This is a genomic window from Xaviernesmea rhizosphaerae, assembly GCF_001938945.1.
Classification (GTDB): Bacteria; Pseudomonadota; Alphaproteobacteria; order Rhizobiales; family Rhizobiaceae; genus Xaviernesmea; species Xaviernesmea rhizosphaerae.
In genome coordinates this window covers 1-15,176 of the sequence record NZ_MKIO01000017.1, presented here as the reverse complement: position 1 = coordinate 15,176, position 15,176 = coordinate 1, and the positions used below count along the sequence as shown (strand labels likewise).

Annotated in this window: 13 protein-coding genes, 2 pseudogenes and 1 CRISPR repeat array; of the genes and pseudogenes, 3 read left to right on the top strand and 12 right to left on the bottom strand. The window is 62.0% G+C overall.

What is annotated here, in order from left to right:
* Positions 1–420: 420 nt before the first annotated feature.
* Together BJF92_RS01035 and BJF92_RS01030 are read right to left on the bottom strand one after the other, a co-directional pair.
* Entirely contained in the window at positions 421–1,185 is a 765-nt protein-coding gene (locus BJF92_RS01035) for an SDR family oxidoreductase (RefSeq protein ID WP_075632914.1), read from the bottom strand.
* Positions 1,186–1,222: 37 nt separating this feature from the next.
* Entirely contained in the window at positions 1,223–2,017 is a 795-nt protein-coding gene (locus BJF92_RS01030; RefSeq protein WP_075632913.1) for an SDR family NAD(P)-dependent oxidoreductase, read from the bottom strand.
* 122 nt (positions 2,018–2,139) lie between these two features.
* On the opposite strand from BJF92_RS01030, the gene BJF92_RS01025 reads away from it, so the two are divergent.
* From BJF92_RS01025 to BJF92_RS25905, 3 genes are all read left to right on the top strand, one after another.
* Positions 2,140–3,081, top strand: coding sequence for a GlxA family transcriptional regulator (locus tag BJF92_RS01025; RefSeq protein ID WP_075632912.1), 942 nt, complete (start codon positions 2,140–2,142; stop codon positions 3,079–3,081).
* Between the two features lie 131 nt (positions 3,082–3,212).
* Positions 3,213–3,374, top strand: a complete 162-nt coding sequence (locus BJF92_RS25910) for a helix-turn-helix domain-containing protein (RefSeq protein ID WP_245294623.1) — start codon at positions 3,213–3,215, stop codon at positions 3,372–3,374.
* A 72-nt stretch (positions 3,375–3,446) separates the two neighbouring features.
* Complete coding sequence (locus BJF92_RS25905; protein ID WP_075632911.1) at positions 3,447–3,725, top strand: hypothetical protein; 279 nt, start codon at positions 3,447–3,449, stop codon at positions 3,723–3,725.
* 78 nt (positions 3,726–3,803) lie between these two features.
* Here the strand turns inward: BJF92_RS25905 and BJF92_RS25690 are convergent.
* The 10 genes and pseudogenes from BJF92_RS25690 to BJF92_RS00960 all read right to left on the bottom strand — a co-directional run.
* A pseudogene (locus BJF92_RS25690) lies at positions 3,804–4,342 on the bottom strand (IS3 family transposase); the annotation flags it as partial.
* A gap of 89 nt (positions 4,343–4,431) precedes the next feature.
* A CRISPR array of direct repeats spans positions 4,432–5,321; the repeat unit is 32 nt; unit sequence GTTTCGATCCACGCCTCCGCGAGGGAGGCGAC.
* A gap of 216 nt (positions 5,322–5,537) precedes the next feature.
* A complete protein-coding gene (gene cas2, locus BJF92_RS01000; RefSeq protein WP_075632910.1) occupies positions 5,538–5,828 on the bottom strand; it encodes a CRISPR-associated endonuclease Cas2 in 291 nt (96 codons plus the stop codon).
* A gap of 9 nt (positions 5,829–5,837) precedes the next feature.
* A complete protein-coding gene (gene cas1c / locus BJF92_RS00995; RefSeq protein WP_075632909.1) occupies positions 5,838–6,872 on the bottom strand; it encodes a type I-C CRISPR-associated endonuclease Cas1c in 1,035 nt (344 codons plus the stop codon).
* Complete coding sequence (gene cas4, locus BJF92_RS00990) at positions 6,869–7,519, bottom strand: CRISPR-associated protein Cas4 (protein WP_075633008.1); 651 nt, start codon at positions 7,517–7,519, stop codon at positions 6,869–6,871. The genes cas1c and cas4 overlap by 4 nt, the downstream gene beginning before the upstream one ends.
* A 25-nt stretch (positions 7,520–7,544) precedes the next feature.
* A complete protein-coding gene (cas7c, locus tag BJF92_RS00985) occupies positions 7,545–8,495 on the bottom strand; it encodes a type I-C CRISPR-associated protein Cas7/Csd2 (protein WP_075632908.1) in 951 nt (316 codons plus the stop codon).
* Positions 8,496–8,500: 5 nt separating this feature from the next.
* Positions 8,501–10,273 (bottom strand): type I-C CRISPR-associated protein Cas8c/Csd1, encoded by a 1,773-nt coding sequence (gene cas8c, locus BJF92_RS00980; RefSeq protein WP_075632907.1) that lies wholly within the window; start codon positions 10,271–10,273, stop codon positions 8,501–8,503.
* On the bottom strand, positions 10,270–10,938 hold the full coding sequence (gene cas5c, locus BJF92_RS00975) for a type I-C CRISPR-associated protein Cas5c (RefSeq protein ID WP_075632906.1): 669 nt from the start codon (positions 10,936–10,938) through the stop codon (positions 10,270–10,272). The genes cas8c and cas5c overlap by 4 nt, the downstream gene beginning before the upstream one ends.
* Positions 10,939–11,077: 139 nt before the next feature.
* Positions 11,078–13,348, bottom strand: coding sequence for a CRISPR-associated helicase/endonuclease Cas3 (locus BJF92_RS00970; RefSeq protein WP_075633007.1), 2,271 nt, complete (start codon positions 13,346–13,348; stop codon positions 11,078–11,080).
* A gap of 74 nt (positions 13,349–13,422) precedes the next feature.
* Positions 13,423–13,791 (bottom strand): annotated as a pseudogene (locus BJF92_RS00965) (helix-turn-helix domain-containing protein); the annotation flags it as partial.
* 124 nt (positions 13,792–13,915) lie between these two features.
* Positions 13,916–15,015 (bottom strand): IS3 family transposase gene (locus tag BJF92_RS00960; protein WP_143523850.1). Its coding sequence is split into 2 segments (ribosomal slippage): positions 13,916–14,763 and positions 14,763–15,015, totalling 1,101 coding nucleotides; the frame shifts between segments, so codons are not numbered across the junction.
* Positions 15,016–15,176: the final 161 nt, after the last annotated feature.

Genomic DNA, 15,176 nt, shown 5'->3' with positions numbered 1-15,176 from the left:
TTAATGTGCGTTTCAGGCATGTTTTGGTTGCGGGGGCCTGATCAAACGGGGGCTTGCAAATTCGGCGGCCCTTCGGAGTACCCTGCCTTGCCCGTTCGATCTTCTCGCGGGTGAGGTTGGAAAACGTGTAACCTGTGAAGGTGGTAGCAGCATTGCAGCAGCCGTTGACCAAGGCAACCGCCAGCGCGAGCCTCCACTCTCGGATCTTGACGTCAAACGCCTTGCTTAGCCCCGGTTCAGACCGACATGCGCACCGATGACGGCTTGGCTGCTGGACAGCACGCGGAGAAAGTTCGGGGCGCGGCCGAGCTTTCCAATGATCATGTTGAATGTCGGCTGACGTGCCTCTGAAGCCGGCCAAGCTCAGGGATGAAAATGCCGACAGGCAGGATGCCGCCGCTTGCAGCGGCATCCTTTGCGTCAGGCGCCGACGGGAATGGGGTTGTCGACGATGCTCTGGTTGAACGCGTGGAACAAGGTGTGTTCATTGGAGCCGGGATTATCCCGGAGCGGCCGGATGGCATCGACGATCACCTCCGGATCATCGGTCGCAAGTGCTGCGAGCGTCTGTTCAATGAACTGCGGCAGGGGCATCGCCCGCGGATCGCCGCTCTTGTAAATGAGGTCCGTATCCACCCACGGCGGTGCGATTTCCTGCACCCTGACGCTGGTATCGCGCAGTTGAAAGCGCTGCGACAGCGCGTAGGAGTGAAGGGCCGCCTTGGTGGCAGAATAGATCGCATTGCTGGCAATCGGCACAAAAGCCAGAACACTGCTCGTGTAGAGAACGGTTGCTTCCGGCTGCGACTTAAGGTGTTCGATGAAGGCGGACGTGACACGAATGGGACCAAGCAGGTTTGTCGTGATCAGGTCTTGTGCCACGGCGTCGTCGATCGGGCCGGAGACATCGTCGAAGGGCATGAAGCCGGCATTGTTGAACACCACGTTGAGAGCTGGATAGGTGTCGATCAGGTGGCGTGCGGCCGTCTTGATGCTGTCCGGATCCGTCACGTCGAGCTCTATCGATGCCATGCCGGGATTGGCTTCCGTAACCTCCTTCAGCAGGGCAGTCCGCCGCCCTGAAATGATGACCTGGTTTCCGAGCTTGTGAAACGCTTCCGCCATGCCGCGACCTATGCCGCTGGTGCCACCGGTAATGAAGATGGTATTGCCCGTGAGTTTCATCGCAATTTTCCTTTGCAAGAGGGGGAAGGGAAAACGTTCAGAGCGTGGATCTGAAGCGGGGCGCTGCCTGCGTTGCAGACAGTTGCGGGCCCAGCGCCCGCCGCGCGGCTTCAAAGGCCCGCCACAGGTCCACATCCCTCAGCGCGGGGATCGTGGTGGTTTCGCCGTGATCCAGTCCTGCAAGAGCGGCATCGACCATATCGTCCGCCTGCATGACGATCTCCGACGGCAAGTGCTCGACGGGCAGGCCGCCAAGCGCCCAGAAGTCGGTGCGAGTGGCGCCGGGCAAGACCGCCTGTGCACGAATGCCCTTGTCGGCAAGTTCGTGGTTCAATGACGTCGTGAAGGCCTGGACGAAGGCTTTCGTGCCGCCATAGACGCCGTTCAGCAATTCCGGTGCGACCGCCACGATCGATGAGATATTGATGACGGTGCCGCCGCCGCGCGCGACAAAGCCCGGAACCGCCGCATAGGTCAGCCGCATCAGGGCGGTGACGTTGAGGCGCACCATCGCGTCCATCCGCTCGACATCGCTGTCCAGCAGCGTCGCATGGGTGCCGATCCCGGCATTGTTGACGAGCATGGTGATGCTCGCATCCTCGCGCAGTGTCTTCTCCACGCGGGCCAGATCAACAGGCCTGCCGAGATCGGCGGCAAGCACGTCCACGGCGCGCCCCGTCTTGTCCGAAATCGCCGATGCAAGCGCCTGAAGCTTGTCCGCGTTGCGGGCAACGAGCGTGAGATCGTAGCCGCGGGCGGCAAGGCGATCAGCGTAGATTGCGCCGATGCCGGTCGAAGCGCCGGTGATAAGGGCAGTTCCCAAGGTGGCCATGCGTCTAATCCTTTTGAGGAAGGAGAGCGTCAATCGCTCCCGACGCGATTGTTATGGACGAAGAGCGCGACGTCCGATATGACGTATAAACTACGTTTTCAGGACGCGAAGGCAGAGACGGCATGCCGCATGTTTCCATGGTGCTCACACCTGGTTTTCAGTTTCTGGCGCTTGGCGTGCAGGCGGCCTTCGAACTGGCCAATACCCTGAGAGGGGACAGCTATTACGCTATGTCCATTGCCTCGGTCGGCGGTGGCCCCGTTGTCTCCTCCAGCGGCTTTGCCGTGCCGACCACGAAGCTTTCCGATCTGGACACTGTCGATACGCTGCTACTTCTGGCAGGACTGGTTCCGCCCCCGCAGCAGGATGAGGCTACGCTTGATACTCTCCGCGCGACGGCACGGCAGGCGCGGCGCGTTGCCGGTCTTTGCACGGGCTCGTTCCTGCTCGGGCAAATGGGGCTTCTCGACGGGCGACGGGCCACCACCCACTGGTCCTATGCCCGGCAGATGCGCGAGACGTTTCCCAATGTGCAGGTCGAGGAGGATCGCATTTTTATCAACGAGGGTGCTGTGTGGACCTCTGCAGGTCTGACGGCAGGTCTCGATCTCGCCGTCGCCCTGATCGAGAAGGATCTGGGGCGAGACATGGCCAGTGCCATTGCCCGGCGACTGGTGATGCACCATCGCCGCGCGGGCGGGCAGTCCCAGCATTCGGAACTGCTCGAACTCGCGCCAAGCAGCGACCGTATCCAGAAGGCCCTGATTCATGCGAAAGCGCATCTCTCCAATCCTTTGACCGTAGATGAACTGGCAGACGTGGCCGCCCTTTCGCCTCGGCAGTTCAGCCGCGCCTTCCGCGCCGAAACGGGGCAGACGCCTGCCAAGGCTGTGGAGCAGATCAGGCTCGATGCGGCGCGGCTGATGATCGAAGAAACACGTCACTCCTTCGATCAGATCGCGCAACAGGCGGGTTTCATCGATCTGCGGCGGATGCGCGAGGCGTTCATGCGCCAATACGGCCAACCGCCCCAGGCTCTGCGACGGCTGGCACGGGCGTCATAGTGCCGTCCCGGCGAACGATTGTCGGCATCACGTGAGCCAGATCTCGGACAGATCGATCGACACCACCTGAATAGCCCCGACATTTGTTGGAGCACCCCCGAGGTTGTGCTGGCAGCCCGGACGACATGGGAATGGATGCGATCGCCGCCCAGGCGGGTGTGCAACACCGGACGATTTTCCGGCATTTTGAGAGCAAGGAAGAGTTACTGCGGGCGTTCTGGCCTTGGCTCAACGCGCGCGTTGGATCCTCCGTCAAGCCGACGACGGTCGAGGATGTATCGGACGGGCCATGAAGAGCATTCCCGCTCTTCGATGCCCATGAGGCAGCCATTCGGGGAGCGATCCACTCCCGGACTAGGCGGGAAATGCGCACAGGGACGATCATCGAGCGGCGCCAGGACTTCTCGGCGGCTCTCGCTCCGAAACTCGAAGCACTACCGAATGCTCAACGCAAGAAGATCGAAGCACTGGCACATCTGCTCTATTCCGCCTGCGCATGGGAGGTCGTGAAAGATTACGGCGGCCTCGACGGCACCCAGGCCGGCGAGGCTGCCTCCTGGGCGCTCGAACTGATCCTGTCCGCGATCAGCTCAGGCGAAACTGCGGCGGACGCAACTATCGCAGCCAAAGGAGACGGGCGATGAACATAGACATAAACCGTCCTTCCAACACAGACTGCCGCTGTGTCGTCGCGGACCAGATACGCTTTCTTGGCAAGGTCAAAGCCGCCCTACACTCTGCCCTTCTCCTCTCAAAAGCCATTGCAACATCCGACTGCCCGCGGATGGATATTCGAGCTGCAATTCGTTAATCCACGGCATCAGGGCCAGATCTCTGTCTGATACCGAACGCGGCAGATAATAGACGCTTCCACGACTGAAGCCGAGAAGCTTCGCCTGGCGAACCACGGATAGCTTTTGCGAGCGGTCAATCATTTCTTTCCGCCCGACAATCCTGCCTTGCCGAGCGCATTGGATAAAAATTGTTCTCCAGCGTCAGTTCTCCGATCTTGGCGTGAAGCGTTCTGACATCGACAAGTGGACCCGCTGGTTCCGACTTGGCCTCATCGCCGAAAACGCTCGTCGCCCCCTCAAGAAGTTGGTCTTCCACTGCTTGATCTGGTTGGCGTGCACGTCGAACTGCGGGGACATTCCGCCAGGGTCTGCTCAGCTCGGATGGCGGCAAGTGCCACCTTCGCCTTGGAAGCCGGGCTGTGGTTCCGGCGCGGTCGCCCCGTCATGGTCTCTCCTGTTCCCGGCATCTAAGCCGAAGTCAGGCAGAAATCCCCCTTATCCCCGCTGTGCAGATTTCCCGAGCCAGCTCTATCCACCATGCGTCGGACGGCACCAAAGTTCGATCCACGCCTCCGCGAGGGAGGCGACTTTTGAGCAGTTTCCGCCGCCTTCGCGCATGCGCGTTTCGATCCACGCCTCCGCGAGGGAGGCGACTGCGAGAGCGGCGGCAGGCTGATCGCGGACAACAGTTTCGATCCACGCCTCCGCGAGGGAGGCGACAGGCCAGCGGGACGAACGTCAACACCTGCGTCGTGTTTCGATCCACGCCTCCGCGAGGGAGGCGACCACCCGACAACCTATGACGTGCTCTCCAACACGAGTTTCGATCCACGCCTCCGCGAGGGAGGCGACCGGCGAACCATATCTGCCGTGCCTCTACCACCAGGGTTTCGATCCACGCCTCCGCGAGGGAGGCGACCATCGACCGCATTAAAGAGATCAGGGTTGCGTCATGTTTCGATCCACGCCTCCGCGAGGGAGGCGACATTAGCGTCCCTGCTCCAGGAGGCGGATCGAAGGTTTCGATCCACGCCTCCGCGAGGGAGGCGACCTTATGTCGATTATTCCCGTATATGTGGTAATGGGTTTCGATCCACGCCTCCGCGAGGGAGGCGACCTTACGGCCTTGCCTTCCCGATTTCGTCAGGAAAGTTTCGATCCACGCCTCCGCGAGGGAGGCGACCGATTATGTCGTGTCAGTCAAAACGGTCAGCGGCGTTTCGATCCACGCCTCCGCGAGGGAGGCGACCTCCGTCGCCAGTCACCGCCGATGACCTGATGAAGTTTCGATCCACGCCTCCGCGAGGGAGGCGACGCACGGCGCCGATGGCCTCGATGTGGTGGGCGAAGTTTCGATCCACGCCTCCGCGAGGGAGGCGACCCACCCGAGCGCATCGGGGCGCACCGTCGAAGCGTTTCGATCCACGCCTCCGCGAGGGAGGCGACTGGCTTGCTCTAAAGCACGGATTTTGCTGGGTCGTAAAGGTCGCCGTCGCGAACGGGGGTGGCGAAGGGGTCATGCCGGAGCGGTGAATGCGCCGCACCGCAAAAAACTTCACGATTTCAAGGAGCGGTTCGCGGTGCGAACATGGCGGGCTTTTGCGACACGCTTGGGGTTCGCGCCAGGATTTCGGTCGCGATCTGCGAGGCGGCGGCGGGCGGTCATATGATGAGGGCGCCATTGAGATCGGTGGCGGGCTTGGCGCCCACATGTTCCACGCGCCGCTGCCAGTTTGCGCCAAGATAATAATAGCGCAAGCTGTCCACATCCGGATTGATGATGCTCTCCAGACGCGCCTTCAGCGTCACCCATTGGGCCGGGTCCACCTCAATCTCGAAGACCGAAAACTGCACGCGCTGGCCGTAGTCGCGGCAGGCTTTCGCCACGGCGCGCAGGCGTGCGGGGCCGTTTCCCTCCAGCGTATGCACATCATAGGTGACGAGAACCAGCATGGTCGTGCCTCACTTCCAGAACCAGGGTGGATAGGCGTCGAGGTCACCGCGCAGGTGGCGCGCCAGCATCTGGGCTTGCAGGTAGGGCACGAGACCAAGGGGGGCCTTTTCCTCAAGGAACGGATGAAGGCGCTCTTCGCGCTTTCGTTCCTGCCAGGCGGTCAGCACGGTTTTGCGCGCCTCATCGCGCATCAGCACGGCGCCGCCCTCCTGCCGCTCGAAATCGCCGGCCCGCAACTGGCGGCGGTTGATCAGCGAGAGCGCCAGCCGGTCCGCAAGGACGGGGCGAAGCTCCTCCATCAGGTCGAGCGCCAGGCTCGGGCGGCCGGGCCGATCGCGGTGGAGAAATCCGGCGGAAGGGTCGAGCCCGACGCTTTCCAGCGCCGAACGGCAGTCATGCGTCAACAGCGTGTAGAGAAACGAAAGAAGCGCATTGACCGGATCGAGCGGCGGGCGCCGGGAGCGCGCCGCAAAGCGCATCTCGTGATCTGGCGACCGGATCAGCGTGTCGAAGACGGAGAAATAGAGATTGGCCGCCTCGCCTTCCGAGCCGCGCAGCCGATCCAGCGTGTCGTCGGACAGTTCGACACGGCGCAGAATGCGCGCCAGCCTGTCGGTGACATCGACAACTTTGGCGCGGTCCTGCGGGGCATGATCGTCCCCGTAGTCGCGCAGCGACCGCATCAGGACGGCGCGCTGATTGGCGATCTTGCCGATGAGGAGGGAACGGACGACCTCTTCCGGCTGGTCACACGCGCGGTATTGCGCCCGCCGCAGCAGAATATTGCCGCTGACCGGACCTTCCAGCCGCGCCTGAAACCGTCCGTTGCGGTCCAGAAAGGTGAGTGTGATGCCGGCCGCAGCCAGGGCGCCCATCAGCGGCGGCGAGACGTGGATGGCACCGAAGACGACGACGGCGGAAAGCATATGGAACGGCACGCGGCTGCGCTCGACGCCCTCGATCTCCGCAACGAGATTTTCACCGTCCTTGCGAAGTGCGGCACCCTCGGTGGTCACGTAGATGGTGTTGAGGAGCTTTTTCATCCGTCGCCTTCGCCAGCAAGGCTGCGTTCGACCATGCGCGTCCGCCAGGCCCGCACGGGACGTTGAACGGCGTCAGGCCGGCAAATCTCGATCAGCGAGCAGGCGCGACACCGTTCGCGCCGCGTGGTCGGCGGCGGGGTGCTGCCGGACCGAAACACCTCCGCAAGCGCGCCAACCGTATCCTCCGTCAGGCGACGCAGGTCATCGTCGATGGGCACCACGACCCGCCGTCTGGTTTCCGCATAATACAGCGCCCCCTCCGGCACGAGCCTGCCGGTCATCTCCTCCAGGCAAAGCGCCTGCGCGCAGAGCTGCACCTCGTCGGCCCGGTGGAGCTTTGGCTTGCCCCGCTTGTATTCCAGCGGATAGGCCGTCTCGGCCTCGCCGTCGGCCAGAAATTCCACCACGTCGGCAATGCCCGACAGGTTCAGCCGGGCGCTGGCAACCGGCAGGGCCATCACCCGGCGCACGCCGCGGACCTTGCGCTTGCCGCCCTTGTCGGCCACCGCGTGCAGCACGTTTCCCTCCGCGGTAAAACGGTTCTCGGCCCAGGCGCGCTCGATATGGATCAGGGCCGCCTGCCGCAGGCAGTAGACCGCATGCTGGAGGGCAGAAAGCGGAATCGGCTCCTGCTCCTCCACTGCCATGATGCGCGCCCCGCCGGTCACCGCGTCAGAGCCTTTCGATGATCTCGACACCGGTGGGAAGGTTGTCCCGGTCGATGGTGACGATGTAGTCGGAGAAGGCGCGTGCCGGCGGCAGATTGTCGAGGCGGCTGTCGATGGTGCGGAACGCCCCGTCCACGCTTCGGCCGATGTGAATGCGGTCGAAAAGCGCATGGGCCGGTGCATTCCCAAGCGCGCTGTCGTGCTTGAAAACGATCAGCTTGCGGGTTGCCATCTCGCCGCGCGCCGCTGATCTGTCATGCTCGAACATGGTGCCGAGCGCCTCGAACAGAAGGTCGAGATCCGCCTCGGAGAAACCGGTCCGTTCGGCGAATTTGGCGGAGATGAAACCATGGGCGACGTAGAGCCCGTAGGGCACGATGTGCTTGCGGCCCATGGTGCGGTTGTCGGTCCGATCGCTGGAATCGTCGCCTTCGGCCTTCTGCTTCTTTTCCGCCTCATTGGTCGCGGCCATGCGGGTGATGGAGATTTCGAGCGGCAGGATCGGCTCCACGGAGCGGGCAAAGCTCATCTGCACGGGCCCCTTGACCTGCCCGCAATTGACGCCGGTGGACATGACCGCGCCGAAGGTGCGCACATCGAAGAAGTTCCTGCACATGAAGGCCGTCAGCTGCCGGGCTTCGGCATCGTCCTTCGGGTTCAGCTTGGCATCCTTGCCGACCTTGACGTCATCAGGGCGCAGTGCCCTGTAGGCCTGACGATGCTTGTCGTTGAGAATGGCGCCTTCTTCGACGTAGATATGGAAACCCTCCTCACCATGGCGGGCAAGATCCACATAGTTGCGGATCTTGCGTTTGAGGCTCACATCCGTCACCAGGCCCCGGTTGGTTTCCGGATCCAGACGCGGCAGGTTGCCCGCATCGGGATCCCCGTTCGGATTGCCGTTGATGACCTCGAAAACCAGGGCGAAATCGTAGCGGTTGGTGATCGTGTTCATGCCTCTTACCCTTCGGATGCGGTTTCGGTGATTTTCTTGAAGAAGTCGCTGCGCTGGTGATGGTAGCCGAGGCCGAACCAGGCTTGCTCCTGCGCGGTCAGCGAGACGGGAAAGGGGTCCCTCGCCGGATCGTCGTTGGGCCTCATCAGATCCATGACGCCGCGCAATGCCCGTTGAAGGTTCACCTCCCGGCCCGGGTTGGTCTTGCGCACTTTGGCAAGGTGATTGGCCGATCCGCTTTCCAGCACGGCGAAGACCTTGCGCGGGGTGGCCGACGCCGAGCCGTAGAACTTGTCCTTGATCGTGGCATTGACCTTGCCGCCCAGCGCGGCGCGCTGGATTTCCTCGTAAAGGGCGAAGAGCCGCCCGAGCACATAGCCCCTGTTGGTATTGTCCGCGTCGAGTGCCACGGGTGCCTCCATCTTGAAATTTCGGATCAGCAAAGCCTTGAGAATGCCGGCCCGCAGCGCATTCACCTCCCCATCCGCGCGGATGCGCGTCAGGACGGAGGACATCAGCGTCAACGGAAAGCGGCTGCCGGCAAGGATGGCACGCATCCACTCCCCCGCCAGATTGGGCGTGATGTTCTCCCGCTTGCCGAGGACAGCAGTTTCCTGGAGGTAGCGCCAAAGCGGCGGCGTGCCGCCGCGCGGGGGCGGCTCGATGTGCATATCCGCGATGAAACGCTGGTAGTTTTCGGTGAGCTGGCCGAAATCGTCCTCGAAATAGAAGCGGACCGACAGGCGTGCCGCATTGGGCGCCAGACCGAGCACATAGAAACGGACGCCCTTTCTCAGTTCCGGCTCGACATCGCCAAGCGGAAGACCCTGGCGGATCTTCTCCAGCGTCACGCCGATCCTGCGCGTCGAGGCCTTTTCCTCCGCTTTCATCTCCTCGCAGGCAGCCGCATCCGCCTCGAACAGGAAGCCGAAGACCGCCTCCGCCAGATTGGCCGTTTCCATGTCCTGCGCGTCGGCCCAGAAGACGGTGGAGGCGTCGGCAATCTGGATGCGGTGGCCGCTGTCGCGCTCCAGAAAGCGGTTCAGCGCCGTGATGTAGGCAAAGGCGGCCGCTTCCGAGACGGGAGCGTTGTCTCCCTTTTCATGACCATAGGAGGTGAAAGCGTCGAGGTTGAAAGAAACTATAGATCCCCCGGCGACCTGCCCTCCCCAAACACCTTTGATAGCTTGGTGCAACCGAGCGACCGGAGCCTTTTCGCCCGTAACCAAGCAAATCTGCAGATCGCTTGTTTCACTAGCGGAAATGCGAGCCCATAAAGAGCGTGCCTCTGCACTTTGATGGATGAACCGAGTTTGCCGCTCACTTTCGAGCGCAAAAATGATGTTTTGATCTTTCAGCTCCTCAGACCACTGAGGTAGCTGAAATTGATCTGGTGTCCATTTTTCTAAAAAGGACCGAACCGCCACCAGTCCAGGATCAACCGAATCCGCCAAGGCAAGGACGTGAAAGTCTTTGAAGGCAGCATGCCGAGCTGAGCAATCTTTTGAATCATCAGCGCTTACTCCCAAGACATAAGCGGAATTGTCCCATAGGAAAAAGGCACGCGGCGTTATTCCCGGGCGTTTGTAAGACGCCGGCACCTCGACCAATCGTGGCCTGGCCTTCTTCCCCTCCCCCTCACGCCAGTCGATGACCTGCGCCACCGTTCCATCCTCGTTGAGCGAAATGACGAAGCCGATCTTTTCAGACGAGTAGCCGAAGGCCGGCGCATTCGGCAGCCGTTCGTAAGCCTTGGCCAGCGAGGCAAGAATGCTCATCGACGCACCTCCGCCGATGCGGGATGCGGCACGCGCACCACGCCCTTTTCCATCTGCGCCCGGAAGAACAGCGAGGGCCTGCCCTTCGCCTGATGATCGATATCGAACAGCATGAAGGCAAGGTCGCGCGTCTCGTCGATGGCGGGCGGCAGATCGGCGCTCGGGTCCAACAGCTCGAAATGGGCGGCAAACTCGCGGGTGCCGAGACAGGGCTGGTGAAAGCACTGGCCGCGGGCGGCGCGGCGGTTGAACGTGTCGAGATGCTTGCCCTCATTATCTTCCGCGCCGGCCCTGTCCGTCATCTCGAAATGCGCGGCGATGACATAGGCGGGCCTGACCAGAACGAGGGAGGCGCGCTGCTGGCGGTCCTCGTCCACCAGCAGGTTCAGCCCTTCCAGATCGCCGCGCTTCATGGCGGACTTGATCTTGCCGGCCGGCGCCTTGTGGCCCACCTCGTTGCGGCGGATCGACTGGAAGCGGATGGGCTCCAGCACATGGATGGCATCCACCACCCAGCGGATCGCCGGCTTCCAGTGGATCGCTTCCAGAATGCCGCGTGCCGCCGATGGTGTCATGACGTCGTAGGAGACGCGCTCGACCTTCATTTCAGGCCGCGTGAAACAGGCATAATCGCCCGAAACCTTGAGACGAATTCCGTAGGTCACATCTCCCCCTGTCTTTTCTTATGTTCAATCTCTTTCACGGATCGCCGAACGACCGTCGTCAGCCCTCACCGCGGCTCTTGCGCCAAACATTCGAAACACAGACCCATCGCGCACTTCGGACCTCCCGCGCACGATATGGTCACCACAACAGATCCTCCGCAGCCAGATAATCCGCATCCTCCCAGATCAGCCCCAGCTGCGGATCGTAGAGGCTGGCCTTCTGCAGCACCGCGAACTGATCGCCGCGCAGATGCGGCGCAACGAACGCCACATGGCCGCAGACACGCAGTCGTTCACGCGCCTTCGGGGGCACCTGCACGGTAAAGGCCTGGAGCTTTCGGGCCAGCAGGCCGCTCGGTACATCCGCCAGCCCAAGCTTATCGACCCAGAGCTTTGCCTCGTCCTCGATCGCGATGATGACCGGTGCGAGCCCGCTTTCGATCATGCGGAAGTCCTCGCCCACCTTGCGATAGGCGAAATCAGTGCCGCCCGACGCCAGATTGAAGCGACCGAGAATATCTTTCGCATCGAGCCCCACCCTGCCGACGCGCCAGTAGACCTCGCCGAAATAGTCGGCGATGGCGGCCGGCGCCGTCAGGTCCGGGTGCTTGTCGATGATCCGTTTCATGTCGCCGATCAGGCCGGCGATCTCCCGCGGCGGCTTGTGGTCCGCTGGCGTGAAGACCGTCACCACGCTGTCGTCGCGCGGGCGTTTTCCCTCGCGGTTCACGCGGCCGGCCGCCTGGATGATCTGGTCGAGGCCGGCTTCTGCCCTGAGGGCGGCCGGGAAATCCACGTCCACGCCGGCCTCGATGAGGCTCGTGGCGATCAGCCGGCAGGGCAAGCCGTCATGTAGCCGCCTGCGAACCTCGGCGAGAATGCGTCGCCGGTCGCTTGCATATTGCCGTGTCGTCAGGTGCACCAGCCCGTCGAGATTAGCCGCCTTCGCCTGGCGGTAAAGGTCGAGCGCGTGGCGGCGGCTGTTGACGATCACCAGCATCTGCTCGCGCACGCCGAGCGTCTCCACCAGCGCGGCATCGTCCAGCACACCCTGATGGCGAATGCGCGTGCGGGCCAGTTGCCGGGCCAGCCCCTCCGGATCCGGCGCCAGCTCGCGATCGGCATCGAGCGGCAAACCCAACTCGAACCCCTCGCGCCGCGCAAGGGCCGGCTGGGTGGCGGTACACAGAACGACGGTGCAGCCGTATCGCAGGACCAGTTCCTCCAGCGATTGCATCACCGGCAGAAGCAGGCTGCGCGGCAGGGTCTGCGCCTCATCCAGAATAATGATGGAATTGGCGATGTTGTGCAGCTTGCGCGAGCGCGACGGACGCGCGGAAAACAGGCTTTCGAACAGTTGGACATTCGTGGTGATCACAACCGGCGCCGCCCAATCCTCCATGGCGAGTTTCAGCTTGTCGCGACGTTCGCGCGCATCGAATCTTTCTTCATCGATGTTGGCGTGGTGCTCCAGCACATGCTCTTCGCCGAGCACGCTGCGGAAAATCGCCGAGGTCTGGTCGATGATCGACGTAAACGGGATGGCGTAGATGATCCGGTCGTGGCCGTGGATGCCGGCATGGTCCAGCGCAAAGCCCAGCGACGCCAGCGTCTTTCCGCCGCCGGTCGGGACGGTCAGTGTGAAGAAGCCCGGCCCCTTCGCAGCGCCGGCCCGCACATGGGAAAGGATGTCGGCACGCAGGGCATTCAGCGTCTGCGACGTTTCCGAAGCCACCGCCCTCGACGCGAAGCGGCCCATATGCGCATCAAATCTGGCCTGAAAGCCGGGCAACAGACCCTGCAACCGAGGCCAGTCGCGATCCACCGCCCTCTGGCCAAGAGAGACGTAGAAGCTTTCGGTATCCTTGAAATCCGCATCGACGAGGCAGGAGAAGATCATCCGACCCAGGAACGACAGGGTAAATGCATAGCGCTGCAAATCCTTGTCCACAGGCTGCGGCAGAGCGCGCGCAAGCCCGTCGATCTGCCTGGCGACATCCGGGCCCAGTTCGGCCTGCCAGGCGGGATCGAGAAAGAGCGGCTTTTTCATCCGCATGTCGAAACACGCACCCGTCTCATTCAGGCGATCGGGCAGCCCGGCATGGTGGCCCAAAATCGCATAGGCGATGATCTCGGCCATGGCCTTGTCCCTGCCTTGTGCAAGGTCACACAGAACCCGCGCACCGGCCGTCGAATGATCGACAGACTCTCCGATGCCGGCAATGTAGGCCTGGAAGGCCGGGTCATATTTGCCAAGATCATGGAACAGCCCGGCAATGAAAGCGGCCTGCTCCAGCCCGCTTGCGCGCGCGAAACCGCCTGCCATTTCGGCTACCGAAGCCAGATGATCGACAAGCGTCTGCCATCCGTCCCGCGGCGTCTCCTTGTCGCTATGCCCGTAGAACTGCATGCGCGCCCCCACATCCCAAACGCGTGCCGGGCATCATACATCTTCAAGGTCGCAATGCCACCATAAATTGCAGTTCATTCGAAAGATAGACCAACGGACAGCCGCGCTGGACCGTGCAGGCCATTCGGGTTTAAAGCCCCCCACGCCCGAAACCTCCCCCTGCGCGTCATCTCACGCAGCCCGAGCTCTTCAAAAATTCTGAGCGCCGCCTCCGGCGTGACCTCGAGCGCCTTGGCGATGGTGCCGGTATGAACCAGCGGCCGCGCCATCACCAGCTCGATCAATTCTGGCAGTTTCGACGACGCCCGTCGTCCGACCAGCTTGCGCTCCATCATCGTTTTCGCGACCGCCAGCCGGTCATGCGCCTTCAGGTCGATCTCGGCGGCTGCTATCAGCCCTTGAGCAATGGCGAGCAGTCGGCTCTCGTGATCGCGATGCCGGCGCCATTGCTATAGAACAGTCGGAACGGTGTCGGCATCACGATCCCCCATGCTGTTGGCTGTCAGGACGCATGACGTGCTCCCCGATTTTGGGCCAGCGGGAGCTGGAATCTTCCGGGGTTATGGCTCAGGTCGGCGGTGGTGCCGATGAGCCGTTCATGAGCGAAATCGGCGCCTTGTTGCCGATGGCGCTGTGTGGCCGGAATTCGTTATAGTCTCTGCGCCAATCCTCCATTTTTACCCGCGCGTCGTCAAGATTCATGAACCAGTGGGCATTCAGGCACTCCGCCCTAAACTTGCCGTTGAAGCTTTCGATGAAGCTGTTGTCCGTCGGCTTGCCAGGCCGGGAAAAGTCGAGCACAACGCCCTTGTGATAGGCCCACAGATCGAGATCGCGAGAGATGAACTCGCTGCCGTTATCGACACGAATGACGGCCGGGTAGCCAATCTGGCGACATGTGCGTTCCAAGGTCTGGACGACGTCTTCCCCCTTGTCGCTGAACCGTGCATCAACCACCGGCGAGAAGCGGGAGAAGGTATCAACGACCGTCAGGACCCTGATCTTGCGGCCGGTCGCCAACTGGTCATGCACGAAATCCATGGCCCAGACATGGTTGAAATGGGTCGCAGCGGTCCGGTCTGACCGTAGCTTTGCCTTCACGCGCCGTTTCGGCACCTTGTTGCGCAGCTGCGGGCTCATCTCCTTATAAAGGCGATAGATTCGCTTCGGATTGACCGGCCATCCATCCCGCTTCAGCAGAACATGGACGCGCCGATATCCATACCGGACGCGTGTCTGGCAAATATCCCTGATCCTCAGCTTCAGTTCAGCCTGCTCGCCGCGTTTCGACTTGTAGACATAGAGCGACCGGTCGATCTTCAGGACCGCGCAGGCCCGGCGGATGGATATCTTCCAGTCGGACCGGACCTTGTCGACAAGTGAACGCTTGCGGGCAGGCTTCAGAGCTTTTTTGACAGCACATCCTGAAGCATTGCCTTGTCCAGCGACAGGTCGGCGACGATCCGCTTCAGCTTGGCATTCTCCTCCTCGAGCTGGCGCAACCGCTTCATCTCGGAGGGCATCAGACCTGCATACTTCTTGCGCCAATTGTAGAACGTCGCATCGGAAATGCCCGCCTTTCGGCAGACCTCGCCGATCGGTGTGCCGTCCTGCGCCTGCTTCAGAACGAACGCCATCTGCGCCTCGCTAAACTTTGATGCCTTCATCGGAATTCTCCTCTCTCCCCGCAGGGATGATAAATCGAAAATTCCAGTTCCAAATGGCCGAATTTATTGGGAGCACGTCAAAGATCGCCGAACTGGGGGCGCAGTTCAATGCGGAGAACACCGAAACGCATCGGCTTTTTTCCGGCATCCCAAACGCAAAA

What these genes read in the sequence shown, in the direction of transcription:
- BJF92_RS00970 (WP_075633007.1), bottom strand. Translation starts at nt 13,348, where the DNA reads ATGCAGTTCTACGGGCATAGCGACAAGGAGACGCCGCGGGACGGATGG.
- cas8c (WP_075632907.1), bottom strand. Translation starts at nt 10,273, where the DNA reads ATGAGCATTCTTGCCTCGCTGGCCAAGGCTTACGAACGGCTGCCGAAT.
- cas7c (WP_075632908.1), bottom strand. Translation starts at nt 8,495, where the DNA reads ATGAACACGATCACCAACCGCTACGATTTCGCCCTGGTTTTCGAGGTC.
- cas4 (WP_075633008.1), bottom strand. Translation starts at nt 7,519, where the DNA reads ATGGCAGTGGAGGAGCAGGAGCCGATTCCGCTTTCTGCCCTCCAGCAT.
- cas2 (WP_075632910.1), bottom strand. Translation starts at nt 5,828, where the DNA reads ATGCTGGTTCTCGTCACCTATGATGTGCATACGCTGGAGGGAAACGGC.
- BJF92_RS25905 (WP_075632911.1), top strand. Translation starts at nt 3,447, where the DNA reads ATGCGCACAGGGACGATCATCGAGCGGCGCCAGGACTTCTCGGCGGCT.
- BJF92_RS01030 (WP_075632913.1), bottom strand. Translation starts at nt 2,017, where the DNA reads ATGGCCACCTTGGGAACTGCCCTTATCACCGGCGCTTCGACCGGCATC.
- BJF92_RS01035 (WP_075632914.1), bottom strand. Translation starts at nt 1,185, where the DNA reads ATGAAACTCACGGGCAATACCATCTTCATTACCGGTGGCACCAGCGGC.
- cas1c (WP_075632909.1), bottom strand. Translation starts at nt 6,872, where the DNA reads ATGAAAAAGCTCCTCAACACCATCTACGTGACCACCGAGGGTGCCGCA.
- BJF92_RS25910 (WP_245294623.1), top strand. Translation starts at nt 3,213, where the DNA reads ATGGATGCGATCGCCGCCCAGGCGGGTGTGCAACACCGGACGATTTTC.
- BJF92_RS01025 (WP_075632912.1), top strand. Translation starts at nt 2,140, where the DNA reads ATGCCGCATGTTTCCATGGTGCTCACACCTGGTTTTCAGTTTCTGGCG.